The sequence below is a fragment of the Peptoniphilus sp. GNH genome (genome assembly GCA_021307325.1).
GTDB lineage: Bacteria > Bacillota > Clostridia > Tissierellales > Peptoniphilaceae > KA00134.
This window is the reverse complement of record CP089931.1, coordinates 786,429-804,566: the sequence shown is the minus strand read 5'-3', so window position 1 is coordinate 804,566 and position 18,138 is coordinate 786,429. Positions and strand designations below refer to the sequence as shown.

Annotated in this window: 11 protein-coding genes and 1 tRNA gene; 11 read left to right on the top strand and 1 reads right to left on the bottom strand. The window is 37.7% G+C overall.

Translation table 11 applies throughout. The features are described 5' to 3' along the window. Nucleotides 1-13 precede the first annotated feature (13 nt). From nusG to LV469_03940, 10 genes are all read left to right on the top strand, one after another. Nucleotides 14-559 (top strand): transcription termination/antitermination protein NusG, encoded by a 546-nt coding sequence (nusG, locus tag LV469_03985; GenBank protein ID UHR03584.1) that lies wholly within the window; start codon nucleotides 14-16, stop codon nucleotides 557-559. Between the two features lie 48 nt (nucleotides 560-607). Next, entirely contained in the window at nucleotides 608-1,033 is a 426-nt protein-coding gene (gene rplK, locus LV469_03980) for a 50S ribosomal protein L11 (GenBank protein UHR03457.1), read from the top strand. Nucleotides 1,034-1,076: 43 nt separating this feature from the next. Continuing rightward, nucleotides 1,077-1,778: a 50S ribosomal protein L1 gene (gene rplA / locus LV469_03975; GenBank protein UHR03456.1), complete on the top strand. Its 702-nt coding sequence runs from the start codon at nucleotides 1,077-1,079 to the stop codon at nucleotides 1,776-1,778. Nucleotides 1,779-1,985: 207 nt separating this feature from the next. Next, nucleotides 1,986-5,696, top strand: coding sequence for a DNA-directed RNA polymerase subunit beta (locus tag LV469_03970; GenBank protein ID UHR03455.1), 3,711 nt, complete (start codon nucleotides 1,986-1,988; stop codon nucleotides 5,694-5,696). 21 nt (nucleotides 5,697-5,717) lie between these two features. Beyond that, nucleotides 5,718-9,302: a DNA-directed RNA polymerase subunit beta' gene (gene rpoC / locus LV469_03965; protein UHR03454.1), complete on the top strand. Its 3,585-nt coding sequence runs from the start codon at nucleotides 5,718-5,720 to the stop codon at nucleotides 9,300-9,302. A 234-nt stretch (nucleotides 9,303-9,536) separates the two neighbouring features. Beyond that, on the top strand, nucleotides 9,537-10,808 hold the full coding sequence (locus LV469_03960; GenBank protein UHR03453.1) for an S-layer homology domain-containing protein: 1,272 nt from the start codon (nucleotides 9,537-9,539) through the stop codon (nucleotides 10,806-10,808). 234 nt (nucleotides 10,809-11,042) lie between these two features. Further along, complete coding sequence (locus tag LV469_03955; GenBank protein UHR03452.1) at nucleotides 11,043-12,365, top strand: S-layer homology domain-containing protein; 1,323 nt, start codon at nucleotides 11,043-11,045, stop codon at nucleotides 12,363-12,365. 167 nt (nucleotides 12,366-12,532) lie between these two features. After that, nucleotides 12,533-12,997, top strand: a complete 465-nt coding sequence (locus LV469_03950; protein ID UHR03451.1) for a YbaK/EbsC family protein — start codon at nucleotides 12,533-12,535, stop codon at nucleotides 12,995-12,997. 58 nt (nucleotides 12,998-13,055) lie between these two features. Continuing rightward, a complete protein-coding gene (locus LV469_03945) occupies nucleotides 13,056-14,306 on the top strand; it encodes a prolyl oligopeptidase family serine peptidase (GenBank protein ID UHR03450.1) in 1,251 nt (416 codons plus the stop codon). A 21-nt stretch (nucleotides 14,307-14,327) separates the two neighbouring features. Next, nucleotides 14,328-17,204 carry an insulinase family protein gene (locus LV469_03940; protein ID UHR03449.1) on the top strand — a complete coding sequence of 959 codons (2,877 nt, stop codon included), beginning with the start codon at nucleotides 14,328-14,330 and terminating at the stop codon, nucleotides 17,202-17,204. Between the two features lie 41 nt (nucleotides 17,205-17,245). Here the strand turns inward: LV469_03940 and LV469_03935 are convergent, their stop codons facing one another. After that, entirely contained in the window at nucleotides 17,246-17,947 is a 702-nt protein-coding gene (locus tag LV469_03935) for a DNA alkylation repair protein (GenBank protein ID UHR03448.1), read from the bottom strand. A gap of 74 nt (nucleotides 17,948-18,021) precedes the next feature. Here LV469_03935 and LV469_03930 point away from each other — a divergent pair. Further along, nucleotides 18,022-18,108 (top strand) — tRNA-Leu (locus LV469_03930). The last annotated feature ends 30 nt before the right edge of the window (nucleotides 18,109-18,138 follow it).

Sequence of the window (18,138 nt, the reverse complement as noted above, 5' to 3'; positions counted from 1 at the left end):
AATCCTTGAAGATATGAAAGAAGAAAAAAAATCTTCAAGAGAGGACTTGGCAAAGTGGTATGTAATCCATACTTACTCAGGTCACGAAAGCAAGGTAAAACACAACATGGAAGCCATCGTTCAAAATCGTCACATGGAAGATCTCATATTTGATATAAAGGTCCCCATGGAAGAATATCTCGATCAAAAAGATGGACAACGTCTAGTAAAAGAAAGAAAAATGTTCCCGTCCTATGTTCTAGTAAAGATGATAATGAATGATGAATCATGGTATCTTGTCAGGAACACAAGAGGAGTTACAGGCTTTGTAGGGCCTGGATCCAAACCTGTTCCGCTAACAGACGAGGAGGTCATGAATCTCGGAGTCTTTGAGGATGAGGACATATTCAAAGGATATGAAATCGGCGATGCTGTAAAAGTTATCAACGGACCTTTTAACGACTTTGTAGGTAGGATAGAAAGCTTCAACTACGAGCGCAAACAGGTCAAGGTATTCATTTCCATGTTTGGAAGGGATACACTTGTCGAACTAAATTCAAATCAAATTATAAAAGCGTAAGCAAAATAGTGGGAGGGAAAAACCCGAGCACCACAAGGAGGAATAAAAATGGCAAAAAAAGTCGTAGCGATTGTAAAACTACAAATTCCAGCAGGTAAAGCAACACCTGCTCCACCAGTAGGTACTGCACTAGGACCTCACGGTGTAAACATAATGCAATTTACAAAAGAGTTTAATGCAAAAACTCAAGAACAAATGGGACTTATAATTCCTGTAGTATTGACAGTATATCAAGACCGTACATTCACATTTATTACTAAGACTCCACCAGCACCAGTTTTAATCAAAAAGGCTATAAACTTAAAATCTGGTAGTGGAGAACCTAACAAGAACAAGGTAGGAAAAATTACCAAGGCTCAAATAAAAGAAATAGCTGAACTGAAAATGCCTGATCTAAACGCTGCAAGCGTAGAAGCAGCCATGAGCATGATAGCAGGAACAGCAAGAAGTATGGGTGTAGAGGTAGTTGATTAATATAGTGGGAGGAAAATCCGTTTGAACCACAAGGAGGAATAATATGCCAAAAAGAGGAAAAAATTACAAAGAAAGCGCAAAGCTTATAGATAATACGAAACTATACGACGTAGACGAAGCTCTCGGACTTGTAAAGCAAGTAGCAAAAGCAAAATTTGACGAAACTGTTGAACTAGCAGTAAGACTTGGAGTAGACCCAAGACAAGCTGACCAACAAGTTAGAGGTACGGTAGTGCTTCCTAACGGAACAGGCAGAAGCGTAAAAGTTCTAGTTCTTGCTAAGGGAGAAAAAGTTCAAGAAGCCCTAGACGCAGGAGCTGACTATGCAGGAGCCGAAGAATACGTTGATAAGATTCAAAAAGAAAATTGGTTTGAATTTGATGTAGTTATAGCAACACCAGATATGATGGGTCTTGTTGGTAGAATAGGTAGAATACTTGGACCTAAGGGTCTTATGCCAAACCCAAAATCAGGAACTGTAACATTCGATGTAAAAAAAGCTGTCGAAGAAACTAAGGCAGGTAAGGTTGAATATAGAGTAGACAAGTCTGCTATTATCAATGTTCCAATAGGAAAAGTTTCATTCGATCAAGAAAAATTGGCAGAAAACTTTAGGACTATAATGTCAGCTATAATAAAGTCTAAGCCAGCAGCATCAAAGGGTCGTTACCTAAGAAGCGTAACTCTTGCATCAACTATGAGTCCAGGAATCAGACTAAATGGACAAAAATTGATGGATATGTAATAAATAAAAACACCTTTAAAAACCCCTGTGGGCTTAGAGCCTGCGGGGGTTTTGCATTTAAATAAAAAAACTAAAAAAAACTATGAATTTGCAAATAAGAACTTGCACCAACTTGACCTTAGTGATATCATTATAAATTGCATAATAATGATTAACGTGGATTATTGTCGGCAAATTTATTGCGATATCTTAAGAGGGGTGAAATTTATGGTACATCCTGTAAAATACGGGAGAAGAGAGCGTATGAGCTTTTCACGTATTGATGAGGTTTTGAGTTTACCAAACCTTATTGGAGTACAGACATCTTCATTTGATTGGCTGCTAAAAGAAGGACTAAAAGAAGTTTTTTCGGATATTAACCCAATTGAAGACTACAATGAAATTTTGAGACTAGAGTTTGTAGATTACTATATTTCAGATGATATTAAGTATGATATAGATGAGTCTAAGTCGAGAGATGCTAATTACTGTGCGCCACTGAAGGTCAGGGCAAGGCTTATCAATACTCAAAGTGGAGAAGTAAAGGAACAGGAAGTCTTTATGGGCGACCTTCCATTAATGACGCCAACAGGAACCTTCATAATAAATGGAGCAGAAAGAGTTGTAGTTTCTCAGCTAGTTAGAAGTCCGGGAGCCTATTACAAGATGGACAGGGACAAGACTGGAACTAAACTTTTCTCGGCAACTTTGATACCAAACAGAGGAGCTTGGTTGGAGTTTGAAACAGACGCTCAAGGCATTATAAATGTAAGAATAGACAGAACAAGAAAAATTCCAATAACTGTTTTACTAAGGGCAATTGGCATTGAAACAAACTTGGAAATCACTGAACTTTTTGGAGAAAGTGAAGCCCTCTTGAGGACTTTAGAAAAAGACACCACTACAAACAGAGTGGAAGCTCTTTTAGAAATTTACAAAAAACTAAGACCTGGTGAACCGCCTACTCTTGATAGTGCTAAGTCTTTATTTGAAAATATGTTTTTCGACAACAAGAGATATGATCTAGCAAGAGTTGGAAGATATAAGTTCAACAAAAAATTGGCGCTTAGAGAAAGAATAAAGGACAACTATTCAGCAAATGATATAGTTGATGAAGAAACAGGAGAAGTTTTAGTAGAAGCTGGCGAATTTATAGACGAGGACAAGGCTATAGAAATAGAAAATGCCGGCATAAATAGAGTTGAGATTATAATAAAGAGTCAAAGAGATGATGAGCAAGACCACAAGGTAATAGTAATCGGAAACAATTTTACCGATGCCAGCAACTTTGATTTGCCATTTAGCTTAGAAGAACTCGGATTTAAAGAAAAAATTCACTATCCGACCTTAAAAGCTCTTGTCGAAGAGTTTAAGGATCCGGAAGAATTAAAAAATGAAATAAAGAAAAACGCCCACATTCTGTCACCTAAACACATAACAGTTGACGATATAATTTGTGGAGTAAATTATGAATTTTGCCTCTTTGGAGGAGTTGGTCTTACAGACGATATAGACCACTTGGGCAACAGAAGAATAAGAAGCGTAGGAGAATTACTTCAAAACCAATTCAGAATAGGTATGTCCAGAATGGAAAGAGTAATAAGAGAAAGAATGAGCATGCAAGATGTAGATGCAGCCACTCCTCAATCCCTTATAAACATCCGCCCTGTGACTGCTGCAATCAAGGAATTTTTTGGTTCATCTCAGCTTTCACAATTCATGGATCAAAACAATCCTCTTTCAGAATTGACTCACAAGAGAAGACTATCAGCCCTGGGACCAGGAGGTCTTTCTAGAGATAGAGCAGGCTTTGAAGTGCGTGACGTACACAATTCCCACTATGGAAGAATGTGTCCAATAGAAACTCCTGAAGGTCCAAATATAGGACTTATAACTTCTCTTACAACCTATGCGAGAATCAATGACTACGGATTCATTGAAACACCTTACAGAAAGGTCATCAAGGGAGAGGGCATAGTAACAAATGAAATTGAATACCTCACAGCAGATGTGGAATATCAACAAATAATCGCCCAATCAAATGAAATCTTAGATGAAAATGGCAAATTCGTTAGCGACCGTATAGTTGCAAGAGGACACGAAGGACTTGTAGACTTTTACAATTCAAAAGATGTCACTTATATGGACGTATCGCCAAAACAAATTGTAGCTGTCGGCACGGCAATGATTCCATTTTTGGAAAACGACGATGCCAACAGAGCCCTCATGGGTGCCAACATGCAGCGTCAAGCTGTTCCTCTTCTGAAGACAGAAGCCCCAATTGTAGGAACTGGTATAGAATACAGAGCTGCAAAAGATTCGGGCGTTGTAATCGTATCAACTGACGATGGAGAAATCGTAAAAGTAGATACTAGAAATATATACTTGAAAAGGGATGGAGACGGAGTTGTAGACAGGTATAAGCTCCATAAATTCATCGGAGGCAACCAAGGCACTACAATAAATCAAAGACCTATTGTAAAAAAAGGAGACAAGATTAAAAAAGGTCAAGTCATAGCCGACGGTCCATCAACCGATCTTGGCGAAATGGCTCTTGGCAAGAATATACTTGTTGCCTTTATGAACTGGGAAGGTTATAACTACGAAGATGCTATGCTTGTAAACCAAGATCTTGTAATAAATGACACGCTTACATCTCTTCATATAGAAGAATATGAAGTTGAAGCAAGAGACACTAAACTCGGCGCCGAAGAAATAACAAGAGATATAGCAAACCTAAGTGGAGATGTTTTAAAAGACTTGGATGAAAGAGGAATTATAAGACCGGGAGCAGAAGTAAAACCGGGAGATATCCTCGTAGGAAGAGTTACTCCAAAAGGAGAAACTGAACTTTCAGCAGAAGAAAGATTGCTAAGGGCTATCTTTGGTGAAAAGGCAAGAGAAGTAAAGGACACATCTCTTAGACTTCCACATGGAGAACATGGCATTGTTGTTGATGTAAAGACTTTCACAAGATCTGCAGGTGACGAGTTGCAACCAGGCGTAAATGAAATGGTTAGAGTCTTTGTTGCAACAAAAAGAAAGATTCAAGTCGGAGACAAGATGTGTGGTCGCCATGGAAACAAGGGTGTCATTTCAAGAGTTATGCCAGCTGAAGACATGCCTTATATGCCAGATGGCACACCTATTCAAATAGTCCTAAATCCTCTGGGCGTACCTAGCCGTATGAATCTTGGACAAGTTTTAGAAGTGCATCTTGGTCTAGCTGCTAAAAAATTGGGATGGCACATTGCAACTCCCGTATTTGACGGAGCTAATGAACAAGATATAATAGATACTTTGGAAAAAGCAGGCTATCCACACGATGGTAAAATTCAACTTAGAGATGGTAGAACTGGAGAAGAATTTGACCATCCTGCAACTGTTGGATACATGTATATGTTAAAGCTTCACCACCTTGTAGATGAAAAGATTCACGCAAGGTCAACAGGCCCCTACTCATTGGTTACTCAACAACCACTTGGTGGAAAGGCACAATTTGGTGGACAAAGATTCGGAGAAATGGAAGTTTGGGCATTAGAAGCCTATGGTGCTTCCTACACTCTTCAAGAAATGCTCACTGTAAAATCTGACGACATTGTAGGAAGAGTAAAGACTTATGAAGCCATAGTAAAGGGAGAAAACATCCCTCAACCAGGAGTTCCAGAGTCATTTAAAGTTTTAATAAAAGAACTTCAATCCCTGGCACTAGAAATGAAAGTCTTGGACGAAGACGGACAAGAAATTGATTTGGAAGCCGAAGATGAAGATCTAAACAGGATTGATTCGATAGAGGGAGAAGTCATAGAAGACGTAAAAGGAATCATGGAAGATGCAGATGATGTAGCGACATCAGCCATAAGAAAGGCAAGTGTTGATGAAGTTGAATTCTATGAAACTGACGAATTTGATGACGATGATGACGAGGAAGAAGATTAATTATAGAAGGGAGCGATCTTTTTGGGTGAACGTGAATTATTTCATTCGATAAGAATAGGACTTGCATCTCCTGAAAAAATAAGGGAATGGTCCTATGGAGAAGTTAAAAAACCTGAAACCATAAATTACAGAACACTAAGACCGGAAAAAGAAGGCCTCTTTTGTGAAAAGATCTTCGGACCTACAAAAGACTGGGAATGTGGTTGCGGAAAATACAAAAGAATAAGATTCAAAGGCATTGTTTGCGAAAAGTGCGGAGTTGAAGTTACAAAATCCAAAGTTCGTAGAGAAAGAATGGGCCACATAGAGTTGGCAGCACCAGTATCTCATATTTGGTATTTCAAGGGCATTCCATCTAGAATGGGGCTTGCTCTTGATATGAGTCCTAGGGCTCTTGAAAAAATTCTCTATTTTGCAGCATACGTAGTAACAGAAGTGGAAGAAGGTTTCACAGAAGTCTATGTAAAACAACTTTTGACTGAATTAGAATACAGAGAGCTAAAAGGTGAATACGGCGACAAGTTCACAGCAAAAATGGGTGCAGAGGCTGTAAAAGAACTTTTAAAGCAAATAGATTTAGATAGAGAATCTGAAGATTTAAAGAATCAACTTGAAAATGCTAGTGGTCAAAAAAGAGTCAGAATATCAAGAAGGCTAGAAGTAATAGAAGCCTTTATTCAATCAGGCAACAAGCCTGAATGGATGATTTTGGAAGCCATACCAGTAATACCGCCTGATTTGAGACCTATGGTCCAATTAGACGGAGGAAGGTTTGCGACAAGCGACTTAAATGACCTTTACAGAAGAATAATAAATAGAAACAATAGGCTCAGAAAACTTTTAGATATAAATGCGCCTGACATAATAGTAAGAAATGAAAAAAGAATGCTCCAAGAAGCAGTAGATGCCCTTATCGACAATGGTAGACGTGGCAGACCTGTAACAGGACCTGGAAATCGTCCTTTAAAATCACTTTCTGAAATGTTAAAAGGAAAGCAAGGTAGATTTAGACAAAATCTTCTTGGAAAGCGTGTTGACTACTCTGGACGTTCAGTAATTGTCGTAGGACCAGATTTGAAATTCTATCAATGTGGTCTTCCTAAGAAAATGGCGCTTGAACTTTTCAAGCCATTTGTAATGAGAGAGCTTGTGAAAAATGGCTCAGCCCACAATATAAAATCTGCCAAGAGAATGGTGGAAAGGGCAAAGGAAGAAGTTTGGGATGTTTTAGAAAGAGTAATAAAGGATCATCCTGTTCTCTTAAATAGAGCTCCTACACTTCACAGACTTGGTATCCAAGCCTTTGAACCAGTTCTTGTAGAAGGAAAAGCAATAAAGCTACATCCACTTGTATGTACAGCCTACAACGCTGACTTTGACGGGGACCAAATGGCAGTCCATCTGCCCCTATCAGCCGAAGCACAAGCAGAAGCAAGACTTCTAATGCTTTCAACAAATAATATCTTGGCACTAAAAGACGGAAAGCCTATCACAACTCCAACTCAAGATATGATTTTAGGATGTTATTATCTAACTCTTGGAATCAGAGATGGACTAAAGGGCGAGGGCATGGTCTTTAAAGACTACGAAGAAATGATGCACGCCTATGCAAATGGCTATGTACATCTTCAATCAAAAGTGTCCATGAGGATATTTAAAGATGACAAAGACAAGAGAGGAAAGATAATTAAATCCACAGTAGGTAGATTTTTGATTAATAAATATATCCATCAAGACTTGGGCTTTGTAGATAGAAGCAAAGACCCCTATGGACTTGAGATTGATCAAGTAATCGACAAAAAACTGTTGGGACAAATTATCGAAAAAACTTACAACAAGCATGGCAATATAGAAACTGCTAAGTTTTTAGACCATATAAAAGAATTGGGTTACCACTACTCAACCGTAGCTGCAACTTCAATATCTATGTCAGACGTAATAGTGCCAGAAACTAAAAAAGAAATTTTGGATAAGGCCGGTGCAGAAGTAGACAAATACGAAAAAGCCTTTAGAAGAGGTTTGATTTCAGACGAAGAAAGATACGAAAGAGTAATTGAAATCTGGAATAGTGCAACTGATGAGCTTACCGACGAAGTAATGGAAAGCTTCGACAGGCTAAATAACATCTACATCATGGCAGATTCAGGAGCCAGAGGTTCGAAAAACCAAATAAGACAGTTGGCAGGTATGAGAGGACTTATGGCATCTCCATCAGGTAGAACAATAGAAGTGCCTATAAAGTCAAACTTTAGAGAAGGACTTTCAGTTTTGGAATTCTACATGTCTACTCACGGTTCTAGAAAGGGTCTTGCCGATACAGCTCTTAGGACAGCCGACTCAGGATATCTTACAAGAAGACTTGTAGATGTAGCTCAACAAGTAATCGTTGTGGAAGAAGACTGTGGCACAGATGAATATCTAGTAGCAAGAGCGTTTAAAGATGGCAAAGAATTAATAGAAAGCCTCAAAGATAGAATTGAAGGAAGATATTCCTCTGAAGACATCAAGGATCCGAATAGCGGAGATTTGATTGTAGGAAAGGGAGAAGAAATCACAACAGATTTGGCTCAAAAAATAGTAGATGCCGGCATTGAAGAAGTAAAAGTGCGAACAGTCTTGGGATGCAAATGCAAAACTGGAGTCTGCGCTCATTGCTATGGCAAGAACATGGCAACAGGTAATAGTGTAGGCATAGGTGAAGCTGTCGGAGTAATCGCTGCCCAATCAATCGGTGAACCGGGAACTCAGCTTACAATGAGAACTTTCCACACTGGTGGTGTTGCAGCAGCAGCAGATATCACCCAAGGTCTTCCAAGAGTAGAAGAACTTTTCGAAGCAAGAAAGCCAAAGGGTCTAGCTGTAATTACAGAAATTGCAGGAAAAGTCGAAATAAAAGAACAAAACAAGAAACGAGAAGTTGTAATCACATCTGATGATGGACAAGTCGCCAAGTACAACATAGTTTTTGGACAAAGAATCAAAGTAAGAAACGATGATTATGTTGAAAAAGGTGACGAATTGACTGAAGGTTCTGTATATCCTCAAGACCTTTTAAAAGTTAAAGGACCCAAGGGCGTTGAAGAATATATAGTTAAAGAAGTTCAAAGAGTATATAGACTTCAAGGGGTAGATATCAACGATAAGCATATTGAAATAATAGTAAGACAAATGCTTAATAAATATAAGATTGAAGACCCAGGCGATACGACCTTCTTACCAGGATCTATGGTTGACTCAAGCGACTTCAAACGTGAAAATAAAAAAATGGAAGAAGAAGGCAAGAAACCAGCCACAGGAGAAGTTACCCTTCTCGGTATCACTAAGGCATCCTTGGCAACAGAATCCTTCCTTTCAGCAGCGTCTTTCCAAGAAACGACAAGAGTATTAACAGATGCAGCCATAAAAGGAAAAGAAGACAAACTTTTGGGCTTAAAAGAAAATATAATAATCGGTCAATTGATTCCAGCTGGAACAGGGGTTAGAAAAAATTCCAACGTACAAATTGCCATAAGCGACAAGCTTAAAGAAAATTTTGAAATATTGGAAAATTCCGAAGTCATAAAAAGACCACAAGAAGATTCAGAAGAAGAAACAATTGAAGAATAATTTAAGAATGATTAAAAATGTTAAAAACCGCTCTTTTAATAGGGCGGTTTTTTGTATTTAAATATTTCAAAATCAAATGAAATTCTTATAAGACCAAGACGAAAATTCATTCGATACAATAATTTCAACTTGCAAAAACATTTGTAAATAAGCCCATGCTTTATAGACTTAAATGTACAAATGATTTAGACTATAAGCATATTATAAATTTGTTTATATAAAAAGGAGAAGAAAATGCAAAGAAAAATATTAGGCACGGCTCTTTTGGCGGCAATGATATTTACAACAAGTATTCAAACGAGCTTCGCATATTCATTACCAAGCCTTAAAAAAGTTCAAAGTCAAGAAGAAAAGATAGCTGAATTAAAAGACAAAAATATCATATCAGGCTACCTAGACGGAAGTTTAAAACTTGATTCAACCATCAAAAGATCTGAAATTGCCAAGACTCTTATTTATTCAATCGGACTTGAAAACGAAGCAAGAGAAGAACAAAATGGGCAATCAGACTTCACAGATGTCGCAGAAGACCACTGGGCAAAGGGCATCATAAATGTAGCAAAAGACACCAAGGGCGAAAAAAACAAGATAGGTCTTATAAATGGTTATCCTGATGGCACTTTTAGACCAGAAAAAAATATCACAAATGCAGAAGTAATAAAGATGCTAGTTGTATTAAAAAAAGACGACCTAACAGCAGATATGGTAAAAGAATCATCTTGGCCAGCATCATGGATAAACTGGGCAAGCCAAGAAGGAATCATAGGCAAGGAAGTTGGAGTTGAAATAACAGACTTTGATTCACCCGCCAAAAGACAAGACTCCTTTTTGATGCTATACAATACCCTTGCAGGCACAAGACAAATTGAAAAGGCAAAAGCAAATAAAGATAATAAAACTAAAGAAAATGTAAATAAAAGCTCTAATAAGAATAATAAAGAAGCCAATAATATTGACAGAACTCAATATGTTATTGGATTTAATAACGGAACCTATTTTGATCACGAAAAATTTAGACAAGCTTTTGAAAACTTGCTAAATGAAGAGAGAATAAGTCAAGGATTACAACCCCTTAGTTACAATAGCGAGGCTCAAGTAGGAACAGAAATAAGGGCTACAGAACAAGCCGCAGTTGGAAGCTTAAGAAGCAATGGACAGCCGCATGTAAGACCAGATGGTTCTAGATGGAACACAGTTTTTGAAGGCATATGCAATATGGCAGGAGAATGTGCTGCACAGCTGATGGGCCCATCAATTAGAGATAATGTATTTAATTATGACACTAGTGTATATGGAGAAAATCAAACAATGAATGTAAAATCAGAAGAGGATGTTGCAAGAGTTCTTTTCACAACATGGAAAAATTCTCCAGGTCATTATGGACTTATGATGAAAGCAAATGCAAGAGGCTATAGTGTAGCTGTAAGTATGGCTCAAATGGGGCTGCCAAATGCCTATGTAGCAGACTACAATAACATTATAGGAATCTTTAACGTCAACTATTAATCGTAAAATATAAGCGAAAAATCTAAATTTTAAACTTATAAATATAAGAAAGACTCTTTTTGAGTCTTCCTTTTATGTAAATAAGAAAATTTAGACAAGAATAAAAAAGAAAAAATTTAAACAATTTAAATTTGCTATAATATTTACAAAGTGACACATATTTTGTATACTTAAATTGATAAATAATTTCGACTATAAGCATATAAAATTTATTAGTCGACAAAGGAGAATGAAATGAAAAGAAAAATATTAGTGCCTACAATTTTGGCAGCCACAATTTTAGCAACTGGCATTCAATCAAGTCTTGCTTACTCAGCACCTGCTCTAAAAAAGGTTCAAAAACCAGAAGAAAAGATAGCTGAATTAAAAGAAAAAAAGATTATATCGGGCTACCTAGACGGAAGTTTGAAACTGGATTCGAATATAAAAAGATCTGAAATTGCAAAGACCCTTGTGTATTCAATAGGTCTTGAAAATTCAGCAAAGGAATTGCAAAAAGAAAAATCAGCTTTTAAAGACGTCGCAGAAGAAAACTGGGCAAAGGGCATCATAAATGTAGCAAAAGACACCAAGGGCGAAAAAAACAAGATAGCCCTTATAAATGGTTATCCTGATGGTACTTTCAAACCAGAAAAAAACATCACAAATGCAGAAGTAATAAAGATGCTAGTCGTATTAAAAAAAGACGACCTGACAGCAGATATGGTAAAAGAATCATCTTGGCCAGCATCATGGATAAACTGGGCAAGCCAAGAAGGAATCATAGGCAAGGAAGCTGGAGTTGAAATAAAAGATTTTGGCGCAGCTGCTAGCAGACAAGACGCCTTCTTAATGCTTTATAATGCTCTTGTTGATGCAAAAGCACCAGAAAAGACAGAAGCAGTAAAGCTTGATGAAGTAAAAGAAGCTAAGAAAGTCTTAAAGAATTTTGTTGATGGCTTAAAGCTTGAAAATTTTGAAATCGAAGGCGTAAAGAAACCTGAAAATGAAAAAGCCATAGCTGATTTTAAGGCTCTTATAGAAAAGGCTAAAGAACTGTTGAAAAAAGATGACAAGGCAATAAGCAAGGAAGAACTTGAAATAATAAAAGAAATGCCAACCTACAAGATAGGAGACAAAAAACACAAGGGCGACTTTGCAAAAGCTGGTAGAAAAATCCTTGTAGATTTTGAAGTTTTGGGAGATAAGAGCGTAAAGAGCGACCACTCAGGAAAATCTTACACTAAACTTGATGACAAGGGCATTATAAAAATCAAATCATCCCTTAAGGGAGCAAGCAAGGCAGGTCAAAATCCTGAAAGATATATAAAATTGAACTATGTTTCAGAAGATGACTACAACAAAATCAAAAATACAGATCTTGTAACAGGAGCAACTCCAAAATATGACAAGAAAGAAGTCCCAGCAGAAAACTATGAAGTTAGACCTACAGCAGACGGATATGAAATCGAAGTCAAGAAGCTTCCTGAAGGCGCAAAGATAGTAAAACCAATAGTTTATGTAAAACTTGGAGATATGGCATTTTTAGAAAATGGCACTCTAGTATATGTAAAATAAGATTTAGAATTTAAAATAAGACTCCTAAAAGTAGGGGTCTTATTTTTTAAGTAGGAAGAAAAAACTTGTGGTATAATTTGAAACAGATAGACAGAAATTTTTGGACTAAAACAAGGCACCAAAGAAGTCTGTCTATCTGGCTTAGATTAAATTATCCGGGAGAAAGCATGAGTCTAGAAAGAGTAAGAGAGTATTTAAAAAAATTCAAATTAGAAGATCGAATTATGATCTTTAAAGAGTCCACAGCTACGAGCGAAGAAGCGGCCAAGACCTTGGGATGTTCCAGCAAAGAAATAGTAAAAACTATAAGTTTAAAGGACAAAAACGGTCAACCGATTTTAATAGTATTGCCGGCTGATAGGATGATTGATAAGAAAAAATACAAGGCTCAGTTTGGATTTCCAATGAAGATGCTAAAACACGAAGAGGTAGAGGAGCTTGTGGGATTTAGAATAGGAGGAGTATGTCCTTATGCCTACAAAGAACCTTGCAAGGTCTACTTGGATGATAGTCTAAAAGGAATTGATCCAATCTACACTGCGTGTGGGTCATCCAACTCTCTTGGGAAATTTCACCTTGATGAGCTTGAAAAAATATCCGCTTACCAAGCTTATGTGAATGTAGCTGGATAATAAAAGGTGAATCTAAAGAGTCAAAGAGTGCAAAGACCACTCAAAGAGGAGGAAAAAAATGAAAAACTTTAAAAAATTAGCTCTAGTTTCAGGCTTGGCAGTAAGCCTTATGCCCTTGGGAACACTTGCTCAAACAAAAACAAGTCCAGAAGCAAATTCTCAAAAATCTATTCAAGTTTATTTTGACAAGGACCAACATGGAGTTGCAACTAGACTTATAAAGGGAGTTACATATGTACCCTGGGACTACTTCAAAGACCTAAAAGCAATCAAGGACCTTTATAAATTCGACCTATCAGAAGACAAGAAAGAAGTGAAAATCACATCCGAAGACTTATCCTTTGACTTAGTCGCAGATAAAGCCGTTAAGGTAAAAAATATATTTGGCGAAAAAGAAATAGAAGACATAAAGCCATTTCTTGAAGGAGATAAACTCTATGTGCCATTGAGACTCATAGCAGAAAAAATGGGACTAAAAGTAGAATTTGAAAAAGTCGGCATGATAGCAAGACTAGGCGAAAAGTCCTACCTACAAAAAAACTTGCTCATAGATGCAAATGGCAGAAAGGTGCCAGCAGTAGTGACTCTACCCAAGGAAGGCAAAGCCCTAAAAGCAGTCGTAATGCTTCATGGAACAGGTTCAAATAAAGACGAAGCCGGCAACGGATATGTTTACATGGCTGAAAAATTTGCAGAAAATAAGATAGCCTCAATCCGTATAGACTTCATGGGCGTAGGCGATTCCAAAGAAGACTACATCGGATACGATTACAAGACAGCAACAGAAGATGCCCTAGCAGCCAAAGATTATCTAAAGAGCTTAGAACAAGTAGACAAAGACAAAATTGGTGTAATGGGCTGGTCTCAAGGCGGAACTGATGCCTTCTTGGCAGCAGCTGCAAGCGAAGATTTTAAATCAGTCTTGACTTGGGCAGGCGCTCTAGACCTTTCAGACATGATGACTGATGCTCAATATAAAGAAGCAGAAAAAAATGGCTATTATACAGTTGAATTTGGCTGGAGAAGCCCTCTTAAATTCGGTCTTTCATGGGCAAAAGATGTAAAAAATGTAAAAATAATAGACAAGATAAAAGGAATCAAAGCCCCAATCATGGCAATAAATGGAGCCAAGGATGATGTTGTTCCACCAAAATCAGCAGATGAAATCTTAAAGGCATCACCTAACAAAGAAAGCAAGAAGCACGTAATAGAAAAAGCAGACCATACTTTTAACATTTTTACAGGTTCAATGACAGAATTTGACGAATTGATGGACACCACTGCTAAATGGTTTGAAAAAACTCTATAAAATAAAAAGAAAGAAGGATAGATGAAAAACTATAAATTTATTGAAGAAAAATACCTCGAAGAAGTCGCAGGAAACTGCAAAATCTATGAACACGAGAAAACTGGAGCAAGGGTTTTGACAGTCGAAAACGATGACAGCAACAAAACCTTTGCCATAGCCTTTAGGACAACTCCAGAGGACTCAAAAGGGACAGCCCACATAGTAGAGCACTGTGTTTTGCAAGGCTCTAGAAAGTATAGGACTAAGGAGCCCTTTATGGACATGCTAAAGTCATCTATGCAGACATTTTTAAATGCAATGACCTTCCCTGATAAGACTGTCTACCCACTTTCCAGCAGAAACGAAAAAGACTTCTACAATCTGATGGACCTCTATCTGGATGCAGTTTTCTATCCAAGAATGTATGAAGAAGAAAAAATCTTTAGACAAGAAGGCTGGCACTATGAGCTTGAAGACAAAAAATCTGAACTCAAGAGAGTGGGAGTTGTTTTTAACGAGATGAAAGGAGACTACTCATCAGTTGACTCCCAAATATACAATGCTTTGAGCTTAAATCTCCATCCCGATTCGACCTATGGAGTCAACTCGGGAGGAGACCCCATGGAGATTCCAAAACTCAGCTATCAAGAATTTTTAGCTTTTCATAAGCGCTATTACCATCCGTCTAATTCCTACATCTACCTCTACGGGGACATGGATATGGAAAAGGCACTTGAATTTATTGACAAAAACTATATAGGCAAATTTGAAAAGACAAACCCAGACTCTGGCATCAAGCTAAACGAGCCCTTCAAAGAAAAAAAGAGCCTTATAGACTACTATTCAGTTGACCCGGGTCAAGAAATTGAAAACAAGGACGTCCTCACCTATTCGGTAGTAGTCCAAGATAGAACCTATAAAAATATAGACTTCATGATGAATTTCATTTCTGAACTTTTGATTACATCAGATGCGGGTCCAATAAAACTGGCGCTCCAAGAAAAAGGCTTGGGAGAAGACATATACTTCACGACTAACTCGTCACTTCCTTATGACTTCACCATAGTTGCCAAAAACACATCCAGAGATAGGATGGGGGAATTTGCAGATATAATCGAAAACACGCTTGCTAAAATCGTAAAAGAAGGCCTAGACAAAAAGCACGTGTTGTCGACTTTAAACAAGTATGAATTTTCCATAAGAGAAGGCTCGGGTCCACACAAATCAATAATTTATGTACTAAGAGCCTTGAACTCATGGCTATATGACAGAAGTCCCTATGAAGGACTAATCATAAATGAACATATAAAAGAAATCAGAGAGAAATTAGACCATGGCTATATAGAAGACTTCATAAAAAAATATTTAATAGACAACCCCTACAAGGTAGAGCTGACAATCCTACCCCAAGAAGGCAGGGAAAAGCAAAGAGAGGACAAGCAAAGAGAAGACTTGCTCGCCTATCAAAAGACTCTATCAGAAAAAGAACTAGACCAAATAATAAAAGATACAAAAGAACTAAAAGTCTATCAAAAATCAGAGTCAAGCGAAGAAGATAAAAGTAACCTACCAAGTCTTAACTTGTCAGATATAGACACCGAAGTGGCAAAGATAGACCCCGTAGTTTCAGAAATAAAGGGTGCCAAGTACCTCTTCCTTGAAGGAGCTGCCAACAAAATAAGCTATGCAAGCCTGGCATTTAAAATAGACCACCTGAGAGAAGATGAGCTAAAAGACTTGGCTCTTATAGACCTATTTTTAAATGGACTTTCAACTGAAAATTATAGCTTCCAAGACCTTGAAAAAGAAATCTATCTAAGATCGGGTGGCATTAGCTTTGCCCTCACAGCCTTCCAATGCAAAGCTAAGTCCAAGAGAAAATTCATCAGCAAAGTAAAATATCTAAAAGGACAGGGCGAAAAAGCCTTTGAACTAATAGAAGAAATCCTCACCAAGACCAAATTTGATGATCAAAAGAGGATAAAAGACCTGCTACTAGAAGAAAAATCAGCTCTAGAAAGCTCCTTTATGGCAATGCCAAATTCTTTTGGATTTGCTGTCTTAGAAGCACAAAATACAGAAAGCGGCAAATTCGCCAATATGACAGTCGGAAGCGACTACTACGACCACATCATAAAAACATTAAAAGACTGCGACGAGAATTTCCCAGCCCTCAAAGAAAGACTAGAAAAAGTATATGGCAAAATCTTGAACAAAAAAGATCTAATCATCCATCTACTTGGCGAAAAAGATGCAGAAGAGGAATTCAAAAAAGTAGCCCAAGGCCTAATCGAAAGGTTGAGTTATCAAAGCGAAAATGAAATCAGCCTAAGCCTAAACAAAAAAATGAATCTGGGATACACCTTCTCATCAAACGTAAACTTCGTCTGCCAAAGAGGAAACTTCGATTCATTCGGCGACTATGACGGGTCCATGGAAGTCTTAAAAAATTTCCTAAGCCTAGACTACCTCTACACCAACATAAGAGCCATTGGAGGAGCCTATGGCATGGGCATAAATTTCTCGAGAGAAAAAATTGCCAAGATGAACTCCTTCAGAGACCCCAAACTCAAAGAGACCTTGGACGTCTTTGAAAGTCTGCCAAGCTACCTTTCCAAAGTGGAAATAAGCGACCAAGACTTGAAAAACTATATAATCGGATCTATGAACACCTTCAATCCACTTCTAGACTTAGCATCCAAAGCCGACCTATCCCTAGGCATTTACATCAAAGGGCAAAGAGAATCCGACCTAAAAAAAGCCAAGCAAGAAGCCTTAAAGACGGATCTAGAAAAAATCAGATCATATAGCAAGCTCTTAGAAGAGATTTTAAAAACAAAGACCTACTGCGTCATAGGAGGAGAAGCCGTAAAAGAAAATAAAGACCTCTTCTGCGAAGTGAGAAACTTGATAAAATAAAAAATAAAACTGATAAGGACATCACCTTATCAGTTTTTATTTTACAAGCTCAAGCTCCTTATATATTCTTTAGTAAGCCTATCAACTCTTTTAGAATCCAAAATTTTTCTAAGAGCCATTTTTTGAGTCTTTTCATCCAAGACCTTATCTCTCAAAATCTTCAAGGCTAAGTCCCTGTCTTTTACAAAAAGACTTTGAACAAAAAAAGCCTTCATCATTTTCACATAATAAGAAGGACTATCCACCTTAAGGACAAGCTCTAGCACCTCATCATCAAAAAAATCGTCCAAATAAAAAACCCTCAAAAGATTAATCAAATATCTGATTTGATAGGGCAAGTCCGTTTTCAAATGCTCTCTTATAAAAACCTTTAAATCATGGGCATTTTTAAGAAGGTCCTTCTTAGCAGGCAAATCACAGACAGCCCAATTATCTATGTAGGGAAAGAAGATGACAAGCTCCTCCTTCCACAAGTCATAATCTTTAAGCCTTGAAATTATCATCATATGTAGGAGATTCTCCTCATAAAAGCGATGGGGCAAGTCCCTCAAAAAGACCTCGACCTCATCAAAAGAGCCAAGACCCTTGAGGTAGGAGCGCAAAGCAGGCATACGAACGCCAATTATGCTTTTAGGATCCAGATTTGGCAATAGACCCGCCATAAAATCCTTATAAGAAGGATCGGCTAGACTCTTTAAATCGCTTATAAGCTTATTCGAATCAAAAACTTTAGATTTTGTCATAAAAGCTCCTTTAAGTTATTGCAAAATTTCAGTAAACATGTTAAACTAAAGAACGTCTTAATGCAAGTTCACTTGCCGAAGTGATGGAATTGGCAGACGTGCGAGACTCAAAATCTCGTGGTGGCAACACCGTGTGGGTTCGAGTCCCACCTTCGGCACCAAAATATGATAGGCTCGGTCGGGTCTATCAT

Bases quoted from the DNA above. Each gene is read 5' to 3' on its own strand.
- nusG (UHR03584.1), top strand. From the start codon at position 14: ATGAAAGAAGAAAAAAAATCTTCAAGAGAGGACTTGGCAAAGTGGTAT.
- rplK (UHR03457.1), top strand. From the start codon at position 608: ATGGCAAAAAAAGTCGTAGCGATTGTAAAACTACAAATTCCAGCAGGT.
- rplA (UHR03456.1), top strand. From the start codon at position 1,077: ATGCCAAAAAGAGGAAAAAATTACAAAGAAAGCGCAAAGCTTATAGAT.
- LV469_03970 (UHR03455.1), top strand. From the start codon at position 1,986: ATGGTACATCCTGTAAAATACGGGAGAAGAGAGCGTATGAGCTTTTCA.
- LV469_03960 (UHR03453.1), top strand. From the start codon at position 9,537: ATGCAAAGAAAAATATTAGGCACGGCTCTTTTGGCGGCAATGATATTT.
- LV469_03955 (UHR03452.1), top strand. From the start codon at position 11,043: ATGAAAAGAAAAATATTAGTGCCTACAATTTTGGCAGCCACAATTTTA.
- LV469_03950 (UHR03451.1), top strand. From the start codon at position 12,533: ATGAGTCTAGAAAGAGTAAGAGAGTATTTAAAAAAATTCAAATTAGAA.
- LV469_03945 (UHR03450.1), top strand. From the start codon at position 13,056: ATGAAAAACTTTAAAAAATTAGCTCTAGTTTCAGGCTTGGCAGTAAGC.
- LV469_03940 (UHR03449.1), top strand. From the start codon at position 14,328: ATGAAAAACTATAAATTTATTGAAGAAAAATACCTCGAAGAAGTCGCA.
- LV469_03935 (UHR03448.1), bottom strand. From the start codon at position 17,947: ATGACAAAATCTAAAGTTTTTGATTCGAATAAGCTTATAAGCGATTTA.